Source organism: Vibrio japonicus (assembly GCF_024582835.1).
Lineage (GTDB): Bacteria > Pseudomonadota > Gammaproteobacteria > Enterobacterales > Vibrionaceae > Vibrio > Vibrio japonicus.
Map to the genome: position 1 here is coordinate 2,468,738 of NZ_CP102096.1, position 19,265 is coordinate 2,488,002.

12 protein-coding genes, 3 tRNA genes, 4 rRNA genes and 2 pseudogenes are annotated in these 19,265 nt (G+C 45.8%); 12 read left to right on the plus strand and 9 right to left on the minus strand.

Going from position 1 to position 19,265, the window contains the following annotated elements:
- Positions 1–4 precede the first annotated feature (4 nt).
- From ptsN to mgtE, 4 genes are all read left to right on the plus strand, one after another.
- Positions 5–451 carry a PTS IIA-like nitrogen regulatory protein PtsN gene (ptsN, locus tag NP165_RS11655; RefSeq protein WP_257084116.1) on the plus strand — a complete coding sequence of 149 codons (447 nt, stop codon included), beginning with the start codon at positions 5–7 and terminating at the stop codon, positions 449–451.
- Positions 451–1,314 carry an RNase adapter RapZ gene (rapZ, locus tag NP165_RS11660; RefSeq protein ID WP_257084117.1) on the plus strand — a complete coding sequence of 288 codons (864 nt, stop codon included), beginning with the start codon at positions 451–453 and terminating at the stop codon, positions 1,312–1,314. Before ptsN ends, rapZ begins: the two co-directional genes overlap by 1 nt.
- Positions 1,315–1,317: 3 nt before the next feature.
- Positions 1,318–1,596, plus strand: a complete 279-nt coding sequence (locus tag NP165_RS11665; protein WP_257084118.1) for an HPr family phosphocarrier protein — start codon at positions 1,318–1,320, stop codon at positions 1,594–1,596.
- A gap of 108 nt (positions 1,597–1,704) precedes the next feature.
- Entirely contained in the window at positions 1,705–3,060 is a 1,356-nt protein-coding gene (mgtE, locus tag NP165_RS11670) for a magnesium transporter (RefSeq protein WP_257084119.1), read from the plus strand.
- Positions 3,061–3,113: 53 nt separating this feature from the next.
- Here mgtE and metH read toward each other — a convergent pair whose 3' ends face one another.
- Positions 3,114–6,794 carry a methionine synthase gene (metH, locus tag NP165_RS11675; protein WP_257084120.1) on the minus strand — a complete coding sequence of 1,227 codons (3,681 nt, stop codon included), beginning with the start codon at positions 6,792–6,794 and terminating at the stop codon, positions 3,114–3,116.
- 171 nt (positions 6,795–6,965) lie between these two features.
- On the opposite strand from metH, the gene NP165_RS11680 reads away from it, so the two are divergent.
- From NP165_RS11680 to NP165_RS11695, 4 genes and pseudogenes are all read left to right on the plus strand, one after another.
- Entirely contained in the window at positions 6,966–8,288 is a 1,323-nt protein-coding gene (locus tag NP165_RS11680) for a cation:proton antiporter (protein WP_257084121.1), read from the plus strand.
- Between the two features lie 85 nt (positions 8,289–8,373).
- Complete coding sequence (locus tag NP165_RS11685; protein WP_257084122.1) at positions 8,374–8,532, plus strand: hypothetical protein; 159 nt, start codon at positions 8,374–8,376, stop codon at positions 8,530–8,532.
- A gap of 50 nt (positions 8,533–8,582) precedes the next feature.
- Entirely contained in the window at positions 8,583–8,948 is a 366-nt protein-coding gene (locus NP165_RS11690) for a helix-turn-helix domain-containing protein (RefSeq protein ID WP_257084123.1), read from the plus strand.
- 68 nt (positions 8,949–9,016) lie between these two features.
- Positions 9,017–9,712 (plus strand): annotated as a pseudogene (locus tag NP165_RS11695) (IS630 family transposase); the annotation flags it as partial.
- A gap of 172 nt (positions 9,713–9,884) precedes the next feature.
- On the opposite strand, the pseudogene NP165_RS11700 reads toward NP165_RS11695, so the two are convergent.
- Positions 9,885–10,904, minus strand: a pseudogene (locus NP165_RS11700) (IS110 family RNA-guided transposase).
- Between the two features lie 145 nt (positions 10,905–11,049).
- Here NP165_RS11700 and NP165_RS11705 point away from each other — a divergent pair.
- Genes NP165_RS11705 through NP165_RS11720 form a run of 4 tightly spaced genes read left to right on the plus strand, consistent with a single transcriptional unit; the run spans position 11,050 to position 13,009 of the window.
- A complete protein-coding gene (locus NP165_RS11705; RefSeq protein ID WP_257084124.1) occupies positions 11,050–11,538 on the plus strand; it encodes an IS630 family transposase in 489 nt (162 codons plus the stop codon).
- Positions 11,438–11,923 carry an IS630 family transposase gene (locus tag NP165_RS11710; protein WP_257085592.1) on the plus strand — a complete coding sequence of 162 codons (486 nt, stop codon included), beginning with the start codon at positions 11,438–11,440 and terminating at the stop codon, positions 11,921–11,923. The genes NP165_RS11705 and NP165_RS11710 overlap by 101 nt, the downstream gene beginning before the upstream one ends.
- Before the next feature lie 50 nt (positions 11,924–11,973).
- The gene (locus NP165_RS11715) at positions 11,974–12,462 is read left to right on the plus strand and encodes an IS630 family transposase (RefSeq protein ID WP_257083891.1); all 489 of its coding nucleotides are present in this window, start codon (positions 11,974–11,976) and stop codon (positions 12,460–12,462) included.
- Positions 12,362–13,009 carry an IS630 family transposase gene (locus NP165_RS11720; protein ID WP_257085587.1) on the plus strand — a complete coding sequence of 216 codons (648 nt, stop codon included), beginning with the start codon at positions 12,362–12,364 and terminating at the stop codon, positions 13,007–13,009. Before NP165_RS11715 ends, NP165_RS11720 begins: the two co-directional genes overlap by 101 nt.
- A 146-nt stretch (positions 13,010–13,155) precedes the next feature.
- Here NP165_RS11720 and NP165_RS11725 read toward each other — a convergent pair.
- The 7 genes from NP165_RS11725 to rrf (NP165_RS11755) form a co-directional block, all read right to left on the minus strand.
- Positions 13,156–13,232: transfer RNA gene (locus NP165_RS11725), tRNA-Asp, on the minus strand.
- Between the two features lie 68 nt (positions 13,233–13,300).
- Positions 13,301–13,417: ribosomal RNA gene (gene rrf / locus NP165_RS11730) — 5S ribosomal RNA — on the minus strand.
- A 172-nt stretch (positions 13,418–13,589) separates the two neighbouring features.
- A 23S ribosomal RNA gene (locus NP165_RS11735) occupies positions 13,590–16,480 on the minus strand.
- A gap of 322 nt (positions 16,481–16,802) precedes the next feature.
- Positions 16,803–16,878, minus strand: a tRNA-Glu gene (locus NP165_RS11740).
- A 13-nt stretch (positions 16,879–16,891) separates the two neighbouring features.
- Positions 16,892–16,967, minus strand: a tRNA-Ala gene (locus NP165_RS11745).
- Positions 16,968–17,062: 95 nt separating this feature from the next.
- Positions 17,063–18,612: ribosomal RNA gene (locus NP165_RS11750) — 16S ribosomal RNA — on the minus strand.
- Between the two features lie 370 nt (positions 18,613–18,982).
- A 5S ribosomal RNA gene (gene rrf, locus NP165_RS11755) occupies positions 18,983–19,099 on the minus strand.
- Together the 16S, 23S and 5S rRNA genes with 3 tRNA genes alongside form the textbook arrangement of a ribosomal RNA operon.
- Positions 19,100–19,265: the final 166 nt, after the last annotated feature.

The window sequence follows — 19,265 nt, forward strand, 5'->3', positions numbered from 1 at the left end:
AACCATGCAATTAAGTGAAATCCTCTCATTGGACTGTACAAAAAGTGCAGTCCAATGCACTAGTAAAAAACGTGCGCTCGAAATGATTAGCGAGCTTGTAGCACAACACACCGGACTCAGTTCAACAGAATTGTTTGAATGCATGCTAAGCCGAGAAAAAATGGGCAGTACTGGCATTGGAAATGGGATAGCCATTCCCCATGCTCGTATGCAATCCAGTAGCAAAGCCATTGCCGTTTTACTGCAGTGCGAATCACCAGTGGAGTTTGACTCTATTGATAATCGCCCGGTCGATCTTCTTTTTGCTCTTCTTGTGCCTGATGAGCAGTGTAAAGAACACCTTAAAACCCTCTCTAGTATGGCTGCACGACTCAACGATAAGCAGATTTTGAAGCAACTGCGCAACGCTCAGTCGGACCAAGAGCTATATGACATCATGGTTAATCAGTAATGCGTCTGATTGTAATCAGTGGCCAATCCGGAGCCGGTAAAAGCGTTGCTCTAAGAGTATTAGAGGATTTAGGCTATTACTGTGTCGATAACCTTCCTGTCGATCTCCTAGAAGTCTTCATCAAATCTGTAGAATCCAGCAAACAAAATGTTGCGGTAAGTATCGATATACGAAACCTACCGAAGGAGCCAGATTTAGTTACTGATATTTTAAGCAAATTAAAGCAAGCCTCAGACGTGAGTGTTTTCTTTTTAGGTGCCTCAAAAGAGACCTTACTAAAAAGATACAGTGAAACCCGCCGCATTCACCCATTGTCATTGGGAGAAAGCAAAATCTCTTTAGAGCAAGCGATAGAGAAAGAAAGAAAACTTCTAGAGCCTCTAAAAGAGCACGCAGACTTAGTTCTTGATAGTAGTAACCAATCCCTTCATGACTTAAGCGAAACCGTTCGGATGCGTGTGGAAGGTCGTGGAGACAAAAAGCTTGTCATGGTTTTTCAATCCTTTGGCTTTAAATACGGTTTACCAAATGATGCTGATTTCGTCTTTGATGTACGCTTTCTACCAAACCCGCATTGGGAGCCAGCATTACGCCCACTAACAGGGTTAGATGGCCCAATTAAAGCGTTCCTAGAAAGTCATCAAGATGTACTAGAACTTAAAAAACAGATTGCGCAGTTTATAGAAAACTGGTTACCACAACTGGAGAAGAACAACCGCAGTTACTTGACGGTTGCCATTGGATGTACTGGCGGCAAACATCGCTCTGTTTATCTTACGCAACAGATCGGCGAACACTTTTTAGAAATGGGACACCAAGTTCAAATACGTCACACATCTTTGGAACAGCATCATAAGGAATAAGCTATGCCGCAACAGAGTAAAACAGTCCTCATTCAAAATCGCTTAGGGCTACATGCTCGTGCTGCCGTAAAGCTTGTCGAGTTAGCACAATCCTTTGATGCCGTGTTAACGATTCAAAATGGTGAAGGAAAAGAAGCGACCGCTGACAGTGTTATGGGCTTGCTAATGCTCGAATCCGCACAGGGCGAGTACGTCACTATTAGTGCAGAAGGTTGTGATGCAAACCCCGCCCTTGAAGCCGTTTGTCACCTGATTGAAGACAAGTTTGAAGAGGATGATTAACCCCTTCTACCCAATTAAATACCTGACGTTCATATTAACTTATTAAATTCATCCAAAATTTAAGTTACTATGCAAAGTATTGTAAATACTTAGAGTCAGGGGGAACCAATGGCAGAGCAAATTGAATTTGACCAAGCTCACCAAGCCCTCCAAGAAATCACCGAAGCTCTAGAAAATGGTCGTTTCGTCCATGTCCGTCGTCAATTACAGGATATGGAGCCAGAAGATATTGCCCATCTATTAGAAGCCTCCCCTCGTAAAAGCCGTGACGTTCTTTGGCAACTTACCGATCCTGAAGATTATGGTGAGATCCTAGACGAACTAAATGAAGACGTTAAAGACGCTTTAGTCTCTAAAATGCCTCCTGAGATGCTTGCAGAAGCAACCGAAGGCATGGATACAGATGACGTGGCTTACGTCTTGCGTAGCTTGCCTGACGATGTATCTCGAGAAGTTCTCTCTCAGATGGACAGCGCAGATCGTCTTCGTGTGGAGACCGCCCTTGCGTATCCTGAAGATACCGCTGGTAGTATCATGAATACTGATGTCATCACAATCCGTGGTGACGTTGATGTGGATGTTGTTCTTCGCTACCTACGCATGTTGGGTGAACTACCCGAAGCTACCGATGCTTTGTACGTCATTGATGAAGAAAACCAGCTGATCGGTGAGCTTTCAATCACCGTATTAATCACAACCCAGCCAGACGTCAAAGTCGCTGAAGTGATGGAAGACGCTGACGAAGCGATTGAAGTCACCATGAGTGATTCCGACGTGGCCAGCCTATTCGAGCGACGCAACTGGATTTCCGCTCCTGTAATTGATGAGAATAAACACCTTGTCGGACGTATCACCATCGATGATGTCGTCGATATTATCCGTGAAGATGCTGAACACTCAATGATGAGCATGGCGGGTATGGATGACGATGAAGATACCTTCGCGCCAGTGGTCAAATCAGCCAGGAAACGTACTATTTGGTTAGGTGCGAATGTACTGGCAGCACTTGCTGCAGCATCAGTTTCCAACATGTTTGAAGCAACATTGGATCAAATGGCGGCGATAGCTGTACTAATGACCATTGTTCCTTCAATGGGTGGAGTCGCAGGCAACCAAACCGTGGCACTTGTCATCCGTGGGTTAGCACTCGGTCACATCGGTGATGCAAACAAACGAGAGCTACTGATGAAAGAAGCCGCGATTGGTCTTCTGAACGGAATAATGTGGGCACTGATCATTGGTGGAATTGTTGTCGCATGGAAAGGAAATTGGATGCTAGGTGGCATTATATCAGCGGCGATGCTGACCAATTTGCTCGTCGCAGGAATCGCAGGTGTGACCATCCCAATATTGCTTAAAAAGATGAACATCGATCCTGCGTTGGCAGGAGGTATGGCGTTAACTACCGTTACTGATGTCATTGGCTTATCGGTATTTTTAGGTCTCGCCACAATTATGATTTAGCCATGGCTCATATAAAAAGCGCAGTATTTTAGCTGCGCTTTTTGTTTTCTATACTAACCGTTGATGTTCGGGCCTAGCCACTTCTCAGCTTCAAGCATATTCCAACCTTTACGTTCAGCGTAGTTCTCTACTTGATCTTGTTGGATCTGGGCGATCGCAAAGTAACGTGAATCCGGATGCGAGAAATACCAGCCTGATACCGACGCACCAGGGAACATTGCGTAACTCGACGTCAAAGACATGCCAATGGTTTCTTCAACCTTCATAAGATCCCATAGCGGGCCTTTTTCTGTATGCTCTGGACACGCAGGATAGCCGGGGGCTGGACGAATACCTTGATACTTTTCACGAATCAGCTCTTCGTTCGACAAGTTTTCATCCGAAGCGTAACCCCAGATTTCTTTACGCACACGCTCGTGGAGATATTCCGCAAATGCTTCAGCAAGACGGTCAGCAACGGCCTGAATCATGATCGCATTGTAGTCATCGCCTTGCGCCTTGTACTCATCTGCCAGTTCACGCTCGTTAATACCGCCTGTGACAGCAAATGCTCCAATCCAGTCTTTTTTGCCCGATTCTTTTGGTGCGATGTAATCAGACAAGCAGTAGTTGAAGCCTTTTGGCTTCTCTGTTTGCTGACGTAAGTTACATAGCACTTTTGCCACTTCAGTACGCGACTCATCGGTATACACTTCTATATCATCGCCCACGCTCGATGCAGGGAACAGCGCACACATTCCGCGCGCCTTCATCAGTCCTTCACGTTCAACACGGTCCAGTAGCTCGTTCGCATCTTTAAATAAGCGCTGTGCTTCTTCTCCCACTTCCTCATGTTCAAAGATCTTTGGATACTTACCAACTAACGACCAAGTCATAAAGAATGGTGTCCAGTCGATGTACTCGCGCAAGGTAGAGATAGCGAAATCATCGAACACATGCACACCCGGTTTTACCGGAACAGGTGGTGTGTAAGCATCCCAATCAATCGCGACTTTATTAGCACGAGCTTCTTCAAGAGTGACTGGCTTAGTACGCGGCTTCTTACGGTTATGTTGATCACGTACACGAACGTAGTCTTCTTCAAGCTTTTCGACAAATGCAGGGCGTAGCTCATCAGAGAGTAATGAAGTACATACGCCCACCGCGCGTGACGCGTTATTCACGTAAACAACGGGATGTTTGTAGTTTTGCTCAATCTTAACTGCGGTATGCGCTTTAGACGTGGTTGCACCACCAATGAGAAGTGGCAAATCAAAGTCAAGACGCTCCATCTCTTTCGCAACGTGAACCATTTCATCCAGAGACGGAGTGATCAAACCCGATAATCCGATAATATCGACGTTCTCTTCTTTCGCTACTTTTAGAATTTTTTCGCAAGGCACCATTACGCCAAGATCGATGATCTCGTAGTTATTGCACTGCAAAACAACACCAACGATATTCTTTCCGATGTCGTGAACATCACCTTTCACCGTCGCGAGAAGAATTTTACCGTTAGCTCTACCAGCCTGCTTCTCCGCATTGATGTACGGCTCCAAGTGAGCAACGGCCTGTTTCATAACACGTGCAGATTTGACGACCTGTGGTAGGAACATCTTACCTTCACCAAACAAGTCACCCACGACGTTCATGCCGTCCATCAGTGGACCTTCGATCACCTCTAGCGGCTTTGAGGCATTCACTCGCGCTTCTTCGGTATCTTCGACAATAAACTCGGTGATACCTTTCACCAAAGCGTGCTCCAGACGTTTTTCGACTGGCCAGGTGCGCCATTCCAACGCAGAGGCATCTTCTTCTTTACCAACACCTTTACCAGCATACTCTGCCGCGATATCCAGTAGACGCTCTGTACCATCATCACGACGGTTAAGTACCACGTCTTCTACCGCTTCACGCAGCTTCTCAGGCACGTTGTCGTAGATTTCCAACTGGCCAGCATTCACGATGCCCATATCCATACCGTTTTTAAAACAGTGATAGAGGAACACTGCGTGAATCGCTTCTCGCACGTAGTTATTGCCACGGAAAGAGAACGAAACGTTAGAAACACCGCCAGAGATCATCGCGTGTGGAAGGTCGCGTTTGATATCCGCCACTGCCTCAATAAAGTCCACCGCGTAGTTGTTGTGTTCTTCAATACCAGTCGCGACGGCAAAGATATTCGGGTCGAAAATAATATCTTCTGGCGGAAAGCCAACTTCGTCGACAAGAATGCGATAAGCTTTGGTACAGATTTCTAGCTTACGCGCACGTGTTTCTGCCTGACCGACTTCGTCAAACGCCATCACGATCACTGCTGCGCCGTAGCGACGAATCAGCTTAGCCTGTTCAATGAACTTCTCTTTGCCTTCTTTCAGCGAGATTGAGTTAACGATTCCTTTACCCTGAATACACTTCAAGCCAGCTTCGATAACTTCCCATTTTGAAGAATCGACCATGATAGGCACACGAGAAATCTCTGGCTCAGAAGCACACAGATTTAAGAAACGCACCATACACGCCTGCGCATCCAACATGCCTTCATCCATGTTGATATCGATTATTTGGGCACCGTTTTCAACTTGCTGACGAGCAACTTCTAATGCTTCGTCGTACTGTTCTTCTTTGATAAGACGTTTAAAGCGTGCAGAACCAGTTACGTTAGTTCGCTCACCAACGTTAATAAACAGCGTTTCCTTTTCAATGGTCAGAGGCTCTAAACCGGATAAGCGACAAGCAACATTGAGCTCTGGTAATTGACGAGGCGTCACCCCTTCAACCGCGTTCGCCATTTGGCGGATATGCTCAGGAGTCGTACCACAACAGCCGCCAATGAGGTTTAAGAATCCACTTTCAGCCCACTCTTTAACGTGTACAGCCATGTCTTCTGGAGACAAATCGTACTCACCAAACGCATTTGGTAAACCTGCGTTCGGGTGTGTTGAGACGTAAGATTCAGAGATACGAGAAAGTTCTTCAACGTATGGACGCAACTCATCCGGGCCTAAAGCACAGTTCAAGCCAAATGAAAGCGGTTGAACGTGACGCAATGAGTTATAAAACGCTTCTGTCGTTTGACCAGAAAGCGTACGACCCGACGCATCGGTGATAGTACCCGAGATCATCACGGGAAGTTTGATACCGAGCTCTTCAAACACAGTGTCAACCGCGAACGCACACGCTTTCGCGTTCAAGGTATCGAAAATAGTTTCAATCAGGATCAGATCAGAGCCACCTTTGATCAACGCTCGCGTCGACTCTGAGTACGCTTCAACTAATTCATCAAAGCTAACATTACGATAGCCGGGATCGTTTACATCTGGAGAGATAGAACAGGTTCTGTTTGTTGGACCCAAAACACCTGCAACATAACGAGGTTTATGTGGTGTTTTTACTGTCCATTCGTCTGCGACTTCACGCGCCAGTTTCGCTGCGGCGAAGTTGATTTCTTCACTAAGGCTTTCCATCTCATAGTCAGCCATCGCAATAGTTGTCGCATTGAACGTATTCGTTTCCAGAATATCTGCACCCGCCTCAAGATACTCCGAATGAATTTCCTTAATCAACTGAGGCTGACTCAGAACCAACAAGTCGTTGTTACCTTTTAAATCGCAGTGCCAGTCAGCAAAGCGATCGCCACGGTAATCTTGCTCTTCCAATTTGTATCCTTGGATCATGGTACCCATACCACCATCAATCAATAAGATACGTTGCTTCAATTGGGCTTCAATTTGTTGTTTCACGTTACTTCCCACTGTACAACCTCATTCCTTTACCTATTGCTCCATCCTATCACAGAACAAAAAGAAGTATAGACGTCTAAAACAACTTAATTGAGCGATCACACATCGTAAAAAAGTGTTTGCTATTTAAGCACGCTAGGAACAAAATTATTTATTCACAATTTGTTACATACAGAAGTTTTTATGTCGGTCTATTACACGCTCTGTTTTCTATCTGCTGCGGCAATGATGATTGCTTTTATAAATAGTAAGATAGGAAAGATGCAAACTACCATCGCTATTACCGCAGGCTCGATGGTGTTATCGTTACTCATCCTTGTTGCTGGCCAAAACGACTGGTTCCATCTTACAGAAATTGCTTCGAAGACAATGTCGAGCATTAACTTCGAAGATTTTTTGTTAAAAGGTATCTTAGGTTTCTTGTTGTTTGCTGGCGGTCTCGGTATCAAATTGCCTAATTTGAAAGACCAAAAATGGGAGATAACCATATTGGCCTTAGGTGCGACACTCTTCTCCACCTTTTTCATCGGCTTTGCTCTCTATGGTTTCTGTCAGCTACTAAACATTCCTTTTAACCTCGTGTACTGCCTCATCTTTGGTGCCCTCATTTCCCCAACGGATCCAATTGCCGTCTTGGCAATCGTGAAAAAACTTAATGCACCAAAGCGCATTTCCACACAAATTGAGGGGGAGTCTCTATTTAACGATGGTTTCGGCTTAGTAATATTCGTCACCTTATTCACTATCGCATTTGGCACCGAAACACCTACCGTAGGCAGCGTTACGCTTTTATTCATCCAAGAAGCCATTGGAGGTATTGTCTACGGTTTCGCTCTTGGGCTTCTGTTTCACTACCTAATCAGTGCCACTGATGACCACTCGATGGAATTGTTACTCACCATAGGTGTCCCAACGGCTGGCTATGCATTTGCAGAAGTCATCCACGTCTCTGGTCCTTTAGCTATGGTTGTTTCAGGTATCATGATAGGTAACTGGACTCGATTTATTGGTTTCTCAAAAGAAAGTGAGGACCACTTAGATCATTTCTGGGAGTTAGTAGACGAGTTTCTAAACGGCGTACTATTTCTAATGATTGGTATGTCGATGCTGCTATTTGAGTTCCACAAAGAAGACTGGATTCTGATGGCATTTGCTGTACCACTGGTGCTAGCTTCACGCTACTTAAGCGTTTTCTTCTCTTACATTGGCTTTAGGAGATATCGTCAATACAACCCCTGGTCAGTCAAAATTCTTACGTGGGGAGGTTTACGTGGCGGTCTAGCATTAGCTATGGCTCTTTCTATTCCCTCAGGGATTTGGGTTGTGCAAGACAAGCTCATCGATGTAAAAGAGATCATCCTTGTTATGACTTACTCTGTGGTCGTTTTTTCGATTCTGGTACAAGGCTCTACAATTACACCGATGATTGAAAAAGCAAAAAAAGCCGAAAGAGAAATGGAACTCGATAAGAAAGAGAAAAGTCAGCTACAAGAACAAGTGAATTAAGTCCCCCTCACCATGATTCCCATAGCCCGATAGTTCCTATCGGGCTTTTTATTACCCAACTAAAAGTCATGTGCACGAATGTTATGTGAATCTATTTGGTACGGTACACTTTAATGCTAACGAAACAGAAGTGCTTTCGATTCCATTAAGAGGTGAAAAAGCATTTTGCATTGATATCTGCGGCGACGCCATTTGGCAAACATTCAGTCATCATCATGGTCCAAGTGATCTGATACCAATCTAAGAAAAAATATGATCTAATTTAAGGCCATTCAACAATAGAACGTATTCGCTATGGATAGCCTCAAGAATATTGATTTTAAAAAGCTCGCGAGCCAGCAGAAATCCATCCAGATGAAAATGAGATTGCTCGCACTTGCTCATTTCAAAGATGGACACTCTCGTACCCAAATCGCCAAGTTTCTTAAGGTGAGCCGAACCAGTGTTAATAAATGGGTTCAAACCTTTCTTGAAGAAGGATTAGAAGGGCTGAAGGAAAAGCCAAGAACGGGAAGACCACCATTATTAACTTCTGAACAAAGAGTGCAATTGAGCCAATACATCAGAGATAAAGCTCATGATACGCAAGGTAGACGGCTGACCGGCGCCGATATCCATACCTATAATCGTGAAAGAGTTTGGCAACTACTATCATCCTGATTCTATCTACTACCTGCTCGAGCATATGGGCTTTTCATGGGTCACTTCCCGTTCAAAACACCCCAAACAATCTCAACAAACACAAGACGATTTTAAAAAAATTCAAAATCGAAACGATCCTTAAGATCCCAGGACATATAGCTTTAGAGTGTGTCGATGTCTGGTTTCAGGACGAAGCCAGATTTGGGCAACAAAACACGACCACACGTTTATGGGCTGAAAAAGGCACTCGCCCAAGAGCCGTGAAGCAACAACAATTTGAGTATGCCTATCTGTTCGGTTCAGTCTGTCCCAGCAAAGGAATTGGTGAGGCTATCGTTGTCCCTTGGGTTAATAAATACATCATGATAGAGCACTTAAAACAAATATCGGCAGTCACAGAGAAGGGACGTCACGCAGCCGTTGTTATGGATGGAGCAGGATGGCATACGGAAGACATTGCTAATGAATTTAATAACGTCAGTGTCATCAAATTCCCACCCTATTCCCCAGAGTTGAACCCTATAGAACAGATATGGAGCTGGCTGAGACAACACTGCCTCGCCAATCAGTCTTTTGCGGATTACGAAGACATTGTCGCCAAAGTGTGTAGGGCTTGGAATCGTTTTTTGGCATGCTCCAACAGAGTCACTAAGATGTGTTCGAGAGAATGGGTAGGCCTGACCAGTTATACTATATATGGACCCTCTCTTATTGCAAGAGACAATGTGACAACTTCTGATACTCAATTGCTCCCATATATTCGGCTTTGGGTATCAAATTGACCCGCCTTGATGGATATCCGAACCTAGCTTTCATATCAATCGCCACGGCTTCAAGGAGCCCTTGGTATAACCTGATTAGAGCTAGGTGGTTATGAGCCTTCAATCATCATATTGTTTCTTTAGCAATTTGTTGAAAAGGAACCTCTAGTTTTCTATTGCTGGTTTATAGTTATTAGGCTGCTTGGGTTTTGTAAACTTCTTGCTTACTGACCATTGCCCAAGCAATTCTTGCCATCTTATTGGCCAGGGCTACACAAGCTTTGTTAAACCCTGCTCGCATTTCTAAATTTACTGCCCAGATACTCAGCCTGTCATCTTTGCTCTTTGCATGCTTCAAAGCACTTCTTGCACCATTGATAAGTTGGGTTCGTAGGTAGGCATTTCCCCGCTTACTTATGCCTAACAAGCGAGCCCTATCACCTGTGGAATGCTGCTTCGGTACAAGGCCACACCACGCGGCAAAGTGGCGACCGTTTTTAAAGCTTTTTCCATCACCAAGCACCACACAGAGGATGCTTGAAATTAATGGTCCGACGCCTGTCATTGTCTGAAGCTTTTGGCACTGTTCATTCACTTGACCTTGCTGAATAAACTGCTTATCGATTTCTTTTACATTGCCATCCAAATGACTTAGTTCATTATTAAGCTCACTTAGAATTTTTCGAACAAGGGGACTTAGTTCATTCTCTGGATTTTCCAAGACAAAAGGCAGTGCTTTTCTCAGTGAAGATAATCCTCTTGGGATTACCACGCCATATTCTGCCAATAAACCACGAATTTGATTTCCTAACGCTGTTCTTTGTTTCACGTATCTTTCGCGCACTCAGTGTAAGAGCTGAATATCTTGTTGTTCAATGCTCTTTGGAGGAACAGTTTTTACATCTTCACGCTGTGCAACATCGGCAAGAGCATCTGCATCATTGAAATCATTTTTATTGCCGATACGATGCTTAGCAACATATTGAGGTGCAATAATCATTACGGTATGCCCTAGTTGACTAAAGACTCGATACCAATAATGACACGCCCCACATGCTTCAATCGCAATCGTGCAAGCTTCTTTATTGGCGAAGTAGTTCACCAATTTGTTTCTCGATAGTTTGGCCTTTTTGAGTATGAGCCCAGATCCATTTTTCTCAACAACATGGAAAATAGATTTGGCTGTATCTAAACCGACTGTTACGCTTGTCATAGGACCCTCTCTTACTGTTATTGATTGCCTTTTCATCAATCAATATGGCTCATTTGAAGCCGATTAGGTAGAGAGGGTCCATTCCATTAATCTAAGAAAAAATATGATCTAATTTAAGTCCATTCAACAATAGAATGTATTCGTTATGGATAGCCTCAAGAATATTGATTTTAAAAAGCTCGCAAGCCAGCAGAAATCCATCCAGATGAAAATGAGATTGCTCGCACTTGCTCATTTCAAAGATGGACACCCTCGTACCCAAATCGCCAAGTTTCTTAAGGTGAGCCGAACCAGTGTTAATCGATGGGTTCAAATCTTTCTTGAAGAAGGATTAGAAGGGCTGAAGGAAAAGCCAAGAACGGGAAGACCACCATTATTAACTTCTGAACAAAGGGAGCAATTGAGCCAATACATCAAAGATAAAGCTCATGATACTCAAGGTGGGCGACTGACCGGCGCCGATATCCATGCCTATATTGTGAAAGAATTTGGCCAGCATTATCATCCTGATTCTATCTATTACCTACTCGAGCATATGGGTTTCTCATGGGTCACTTCCCGTTCAAAACACCCACAACAATCCCAAGCGATACAGGAAGATTTTAAAAAAACTCCAAGACGAAACGATCCTTAAGATCCCAGGTCATGTCGCTTTAAAGCATGTCGATATCTGGTTTCAGGATGAAGCTCGATTTGGGCAACAAAATACAACAACACGGTTATGGGCTGAAAGAGGCACACGTCCCAGAGCAGTGAAGCAACAACAGTTCGAATATGCGTATCTATTTGGTTCTGTCTGTCCTCAAAAAGGTATTGGTGAGGCTATCGTTGTCCCATGGGTCAATAAAGACCTCATGATTGAGCATTTAAAGCAAATATCGGCGGTCACTGAAAAAGGACGTCATGCCGTCATCATTATGGATGGCGCAGGATGGCATACAGAAGATATCGCCAATGGCTTTCAGAACATCAGTGTCATCAAACTTCCCCCCTATTCTCCAGAGCTAATACCAATCTAAGAAAAAATATGATCTAATTTAAGGCCATTCAACAATAGAATGTATTCGCTATGGATAGCCTCAAGAATATTGATTTTAAAAAGCTCGCAAGCCAGCAGAAATCCATCCAGATGAAAATGAGATTGCTCGCACTTGCTCATTTCAAAGATGGACACTCTCGTACCCAAATCGCCAAGTTTCTTAAGGTGAGCCGAACCAGTGTTAATCGATGGGTTCAAATCTTTCTTGAAGAAGGATTAGAAGGGCTGAAGGAAAAGCCAAGAACGGGAAGACCACCATTATTAACTTCTGAACAAAGGGAGCAATTGAGCCAATACATCAAAGATAAAGCTCATGATACTCAAGGTGGGCGACTGACCGGCGCCGATATCCATGCCTATATTGTGAAAGAATTTGGCCAGCATTATCATCCTGATTCTATCTATTACCTACTCGAGCATATGGGTTTCTCATGGGTCACTTCCCGTTCAAAACACCCACAACAATCCCAAGCGATACAGGAAGATTTTAAAAAAACTCCAAGACGAAACGATCCTTAAGATCCCAGGTCATGTCGCTTTAAAGCATGTCGATATCTGGTTTCAGGATGAAGCTCGATTTGGGCAACAAAATACAACAACACGGTTATGGGCTGAAAGAGGCACACGTCCCAGAGCAGTGAAGCAACAACAGTTCGAATATGCGTATCTATTTGGTTCTGTCTGTCCTCAAAAAGGTATTGGTGAGGCTATCGTTGTCCCATGGGTCAATAAAGACCTCATGATTGAGCATTTAAAGCAAATATCGGCGGTCACTGAAAAAGGACGTCATGCCGTCATCATTATGGATGGCGCAGGATGGCATACAGAAGATATCGCTAATGGCTTTCAGAACATCAGTGTCATCAAACTTCCCCCCTATTCTCCAGAGCTAAACCCTATAGAACAAGTATGGAGCTGGATGAGACAACACTATCTCGCCAATCAGTCTTTTGCGGATTACGAAGACATTGTCTCCAAAGTGTGTAGGGCTTGGAATCGTTTTTTGGCATGCTCCAACAGAGTCACCAAGATGTGTTCGAGAGAATGGGCAGACCTGACCAGTTAATTTTCCAGATTGGTATACGATTGGTATTGGAAACGCATAGTCTGAATTCGGAGAAGCATGATGGAAAAGCCGGAGATAGATCTTATGACTTCAAAATGCCATAAATGAAGAAAGCCCTGCTATTGCTAGCAGGGCTTCTGAATAAGTGGCGGAGCGGACGGGACTCGAACCCGCGACCCCCGGCGTGACAGGCCGGTATTCTAACCAACTGAACTACCGCTCCGCACTGGTTAGACTCTAAGTCTAAGTTTTTGCCTTTAGATTTTTCTAAAATCTAAAAACGAAATGTAAGCCTGGCGATGTCCTACTCTCACATGGGGAAACCCCACACTACCATCGGCGCTAATTCGTTTCACTTCTGAGTTCGGCATGGAAATCAGGTGGGTCCAAATCGCTATGGTCGCCAAGCAAAATTTTGTCTGGAACAAAATTTAACGCACTTTAGTGCGGCCCGAAGGGTTAACTACATGGATGTAGTTAATAAATTCAATTCCTAAATCTGGAAAGCTGTTTTTTTAATTCTCGTTCTTACACATTCAATGTTCTTACTTTGAGTCCATCAAAACCCTTTGGGTGTTGTATGGTTAAGCCTCACGGGCAATTAGTACAGGTTAGCTCAACGCCTCACAACGCTTACACACCCTGCCTATCAACGTTCTAGTCTCGAACAACCCTTCAGGACTCTCAAGGAGTCAGGGAAGACTCATCTCAGGGCTCGCTTCCCGCTTAGATGCTTTCAGCGGTTATCGATTCCGAACTTAGCTACCGGGCAATGCGTCTGGCGACACAACCCGAACACCAGAGGTTCGTCCACTCCGGTCCTCTCGTACTAGGAGCAGCCCCCTTCAATCTTCCAACGCCCACGGCAGATAGGGACCGAACTGTCTCACGACGTTCTAAACCCAGCTCGCGTACCACTTTAAATGGCGAACAGCCATACCCTTGGGACCGACTTCAGCCCCAGGATGTGATGAGCCGACATCGAGGTGCCAAACACCGCCGTCGATATGAACTCTTGGGCGGTATCAGCCTGTTATCCCCGGAGTACCTTTTATCCGTTGAGCGATGGCCCTTCCATTCAGAACCACCGGATCACTATGACCTGCTTTCGCACCTGCTCGAATTGTCATTCTCGCAGTCAAGCGGGCTTATGCCATTGCACTAACCTCACGATGTCCAACCGTGATTAGCCCACCTTCGTGCTCCTCCGTTACTCTTTGGGAGGAGACCGCCCCAGTCAAACTACCCACCAGGCACTGTCCTCACCCCGGATGACGGGGCTAAGTTAGAACATCAAACATACAAGGGTGGTATTTCAAGGTCGGCTCCACCGATACTGGCGTACCGGTTTCAAAGCCTCCCACCTATCCTACACATGTAGGCTCAATGTTCAGTGCCAAGCTGTAGTAAAGGTTCACGGGGTCTTTCCGTCTAGCCGCGGGTACACTGCATCTTCACAGCGATTTCAATTTCACTGAGTCTCGGGTGGAGACAGCGTGGCCATCATTACGCCATTCGTGCAGGTCGGAACTTACCCGACAAGGAATTTCGCTACCTTAGGACCGTTATAGTTACGGCCGCCGTTTACCGGGGCTTCGATCAAGAGCTTCGACCGAAGTCTAACCCCATCAATTAACCTTCCGGCACCGGGCAGGCGTCACACCGTATACGTCATCTTACGATTTTGCACAGTGCTGTGTTTTTAATAAACAGTTGCAGCCACCTGGTATCTGCGACTCTCAATAGCTCCATCCGCAAGGGACTTCACCGTCAAGAGCGTACCTTCTCCCGAAGTTACGGTACCATTTTGCCTAGTTCCTTCACCCGAGTTCTCTCAAGCGCCTTGGTATTCTCTACCCGACCACCTGTGTCGGTTTGGGGTACGATTCCTTACAATCTGAAGCTTAGAGGCTTTTCCTGGAAGCATGGCATCAATGACTTCACACCCGTAGGTGCTCGACGTCGTGTCTCAGCCTTAGAAAGAGCCGGATTTACCTAACTCTTAAGCCTACGCACTTGAACCTGGACAACCGTCGCCAGGCCCACCTAGCCTTCTCCGTCCCCCCATCGCAATTGTAAGAAGTACGGGAATATTAACCCGTTTCCCATCGACTACGCTTTTCAGCCTCGCCTTAGGGGTCGACTTACCCTGCCCCGATTAACGTTGGACAGGAACCCTTGGTCTTCCGGCGAGGGGGTTTTTCACCCCCTTTATCGTTACTCATGTCAGCATTCGCACTTCTGATACCTCCAGCAAGCTTTACAACTCACCTTCAACGGCTTACAGAACGCTCCCCTACCCAATGCAGTAAACTGCATTGCCGCAGCTTCGGTTTATAGCTTAGCCCCGTTACATCTTCCGCGCAGGCCGACTCGACTAGTGAGCTATTACGCTTTCTTTAAATGATGGCTGCTTCTAAGCCAACATCCTAGCTGTCTAAGCCTTCCCACATCGTTTCCCACTTAGCTATAATTTGGGACCTTAGCTGGCGGTCTGGGTTGTTTCCCTCTCCACGACGGACGTTAGCACCCGCCGTGTGTCTCCCGGATAGTACTTACTGGTATTCGGAGTTTGCAAAGGGTTGGTAAGTCGGGATGACCCCCTAGCCTTAACAGTGCTCTACCCCCAGTAGTATTCGTCCGAGGCGCTACCTAAATAGCTTTCGGGGAGAACCAGCTATCTCCAGGTTTGATTGGCCTTTCACCCCTAGCCACAAGTCATCCGCTAATTTTTCAACATTAGTCGGTTCGGTCCTCCAGTTGATGTTACTCAACCTTCAACCTGCCCATGGCTAGATCACCTGGTTTCGGGTCTATATCCAGAGACTGAGCGCCCAGTTAAGACTCGGTTTCCCTACGGCTCCCCTAGATGGTTAACCTTGCCACTGAATATAAGTCGCTGACCCATTATACAAAAGGTACGCAGTCACAGGACAAAGCCTGCTCCTACTGCTTGTACGTACACGGTTTCAGGTTCTATTTCACTCCCCTCACAGGGGTTCTTTTCGCCTTTCCCTCACGGTACTGGTTCACTATCGGTCAGTCAGTAGTATTTAGCCTTGGAGGATGGTCCCCCCATATTCAGACAGGATATCACGTGTCCCGCCCTACTCGATTTCACTGAATGTGCGTTGTCAACTACGGGGCTATCACCCTGTATCGCCGGACTTTCCAGACCGTTCGTCTAACGCATATAAAGCTTAAGGGCTAGTCCAATTTCGCTCGCCGCTACTTTCGGAATCTCGGTTGATTTCTTTTCCTCGGGGTACTTAGATGTTTCAGTTCCCCCGGTTCGCCTCTTGCACCTATGTATTCAGTACAAGATACGTGCTTATGCACGTGGGTTTCCCCATTCGGAAATCCCAGACTCAAGTGGCTTTTACTGCCTAATCTGGGCTTATCGCAAGTTAATACGTCCTTCATCGCCTCTGACTGCCAAGGCATCCACCGTGTACGCTTAGTCACTTAACCATACAACCCCAAAGAGTTTCGCGGAGCGAATCTTGAGGATGTTGTTTAAACAACCAAAGTTGCTATCTCATTATTTGAATGAGCGAGATAGCTTTCGATTTTGCCGGACTCAATTTCTTTTTATTTTACTTTTTATAAAAGTGAAAACAAAAAGCCAAGAACACTTGAATGTGTTGTATTGGTGTTTGTCATAAAGACAAACATTGAGAACTTTACAAACAACAATAAATTGTTGTTTTGTCAGCTTTCCAAATTGTTAAAGAGCTAATCACTTCAAAGAAGTAACCATTTTTAAGAACACTTAAGTAAATGCGCTTAAATATGGTATCCCGTAGGGGAGTCGAACCCCTGTTACCGCCGTGAAAGGGCGGTGTCCTAGGCCTCTAGACGAACGGGACACTAGAAAGTCAGTGGTGGAGCTAATCGGGATCGAACCGATGACCTCTTCGCTGCCAGCGAAGCGCTCTCCCAGCTGAGCTATAGCCCCACATAAATTGCTTCAGCATTTATGCAGAACCAATCTTTGCTCTGAAAACTAAACCGTATCAATCTGTGTGAACACTCATCGCAATAATCATCGTATAAGGAGGTGATCCAGCGCCAGGTTCCCCTAGCGCTACCTTGTTACGACTTCACCCCAGTCATGAACCACAAAGTGGTAAGCGTCCTCCCGAAGGTTAAACTACCTACTTCTTTTGCAGCCCACTCCCATGGTGTGACGGGCGGTGTGTACAAGGCCCGGGAACGTATTCACCGTGGCATTCTGATCCACGATTACTAGCGATTCCGACTTCACGGAGTCGAGTTGCAGACTCCGATCCGGACTACGACGCACTTTTTGGGATTCGCTCACTCTCGCAAGTTGGCCGCCCTCTGTATGCGCCATTGTAGCACGTGTGTAGCCCTACTCGTAAGGGCCATGATGACTTGACGTCGTCCCCACCTTCCTCCGGTTTATCACCGGCAGTCTCCCTGGAGTTCCCACCCGAAGTGCTGGCAAACAAGGATAAGGGTTGCGCTCGTTGCGGGACTTAACCCAACATTTCACAACACGAGCTGACGACAGCCATGCAGCACCTGTCTCAGAGTTCCCGAAGGCACCAATCCATCTCTGGAAAGTTCTCTGGATGTCAAGAGTAGGTAAGGTTCTTCGCGTTGCATCGAATTAAACCACATGCTCCACCGCTTGTGCGGGCCCCCGTCAATTCATTTGAGTTTTAATCTTGCGACCGTACTCCCCAGGCGGTCTACTTAACGCGTTAGCTCCGAAAGCCACGGCTCAAGGCCACAACCTCCAAGTAGACATCGTTTACGGCGTGGACTACCAGGGTATCTAATCCTGTTTGCTCCCCACGCTTTCGCATCTGAGTGTCAGTATCTGTCCAGGGGGCCGCCTTCGCCACCGGTATTCCTTCAGATCTCTACGCATTTCACCGCTACACCTGAAATTCTACCCCCCTCTACAGTACTCTAGTCTGCCAGTTTCAAATGCTATTCCGAGGTTGAGCCCCGGGCTTTCACATCTGACTTAACACACCACCTGCATGCGCTTTACGCCCAGTAATTCCGATTAACGCTCGCACCCTCCGTATTACCGCGGCTGCTGGCACGGAGTTAGCCGGTGCTTCTTCTGCAGCTAACGTCAAATAATGTGCTATTAACACACCACCTTCCTCACTGCTGAAAGTACTTTACAACCCGAAGGCCTTCTTCATACACGCGGCATGGCTGCATCAGGCTTGCGCCCATTGTGCAATATTCCCCACTGCTGCCTCCCGTAGGAGTCTGGACCGTGTCTCAGTTCCAGTGTGGCTGATCATCCTCTCAGACCAGCTAGGGATCGTCGCCTTGGTGAGCCCTTACCTCACCAACTAGCTAATCCCACCTGGGCATATCCTGACGCGAGAGGCCCGAAGGTCCCCCTCTTTGAGCCGAAGCTATTATGCGGTATTAGCCATCGTTTCCAATGGTTATCCCCCACATCAGGGCAATTTCCCAGGCATTACTCACCCGTCCGCCGCTCGACGCCGTTAACGTCCCCCGAGGGTTCAGTTAACTCGTTTCCGCTCGACTTGCATGTGTTAGGCCTGCCGCCAGCGTTCAATCTGAGCCATGATCAAACTCTTCAATTTAAAGTTTTGATTCCCTATATAAATAGGGGAGGCTCAATGAATACTGACTTCAAAACTACTAATGTAATTTTAAAGCTATTATCGTTCCAACAGAACGATAATGAATTGACTGTGCTGAATCCGAAGATTCAATGGTCACTTCGTATCATTGAAACCTAAATTGTTTCCGAAGAAACTATTTGGATTATCATCAACGAGTGCCCACACAGATTGATAGGTTTATATTGTTAAAGAGCTTTGCTTTCAGTGCCTTAGCACTTAGGCAGGACGCGTATAATACGCTGTCTGCGTTGAAAGTCAACATAAAACTCTAAGCTTTTTTAAAGTTTTATGGTGACTTGCTTAAAGATTAAGCAAGTACGCAATTAAAGCCTGGCGATGTCCTACTCTCACATGGGGAAACCCCACACTACCATCGGCGCTAATTCGTTTCACTTCTGAGTTCGGCATGGAAATCAGGTGGGTCCAAATCGCTATGGTCGCCAAGCAAAATTTTGTCTGGAACAAAATTTAACGCACTTTAGTGCGGCCCGAAGGGTTAACTACATGGATGTAGTTAATAAATTCAATTCCTAAATCTGGAAAGCTGTTTTTTTAATTCTCGTTCTTACACATTCAATGTTCTTACTTTGAGTCCATCAAAACCCTTTGGG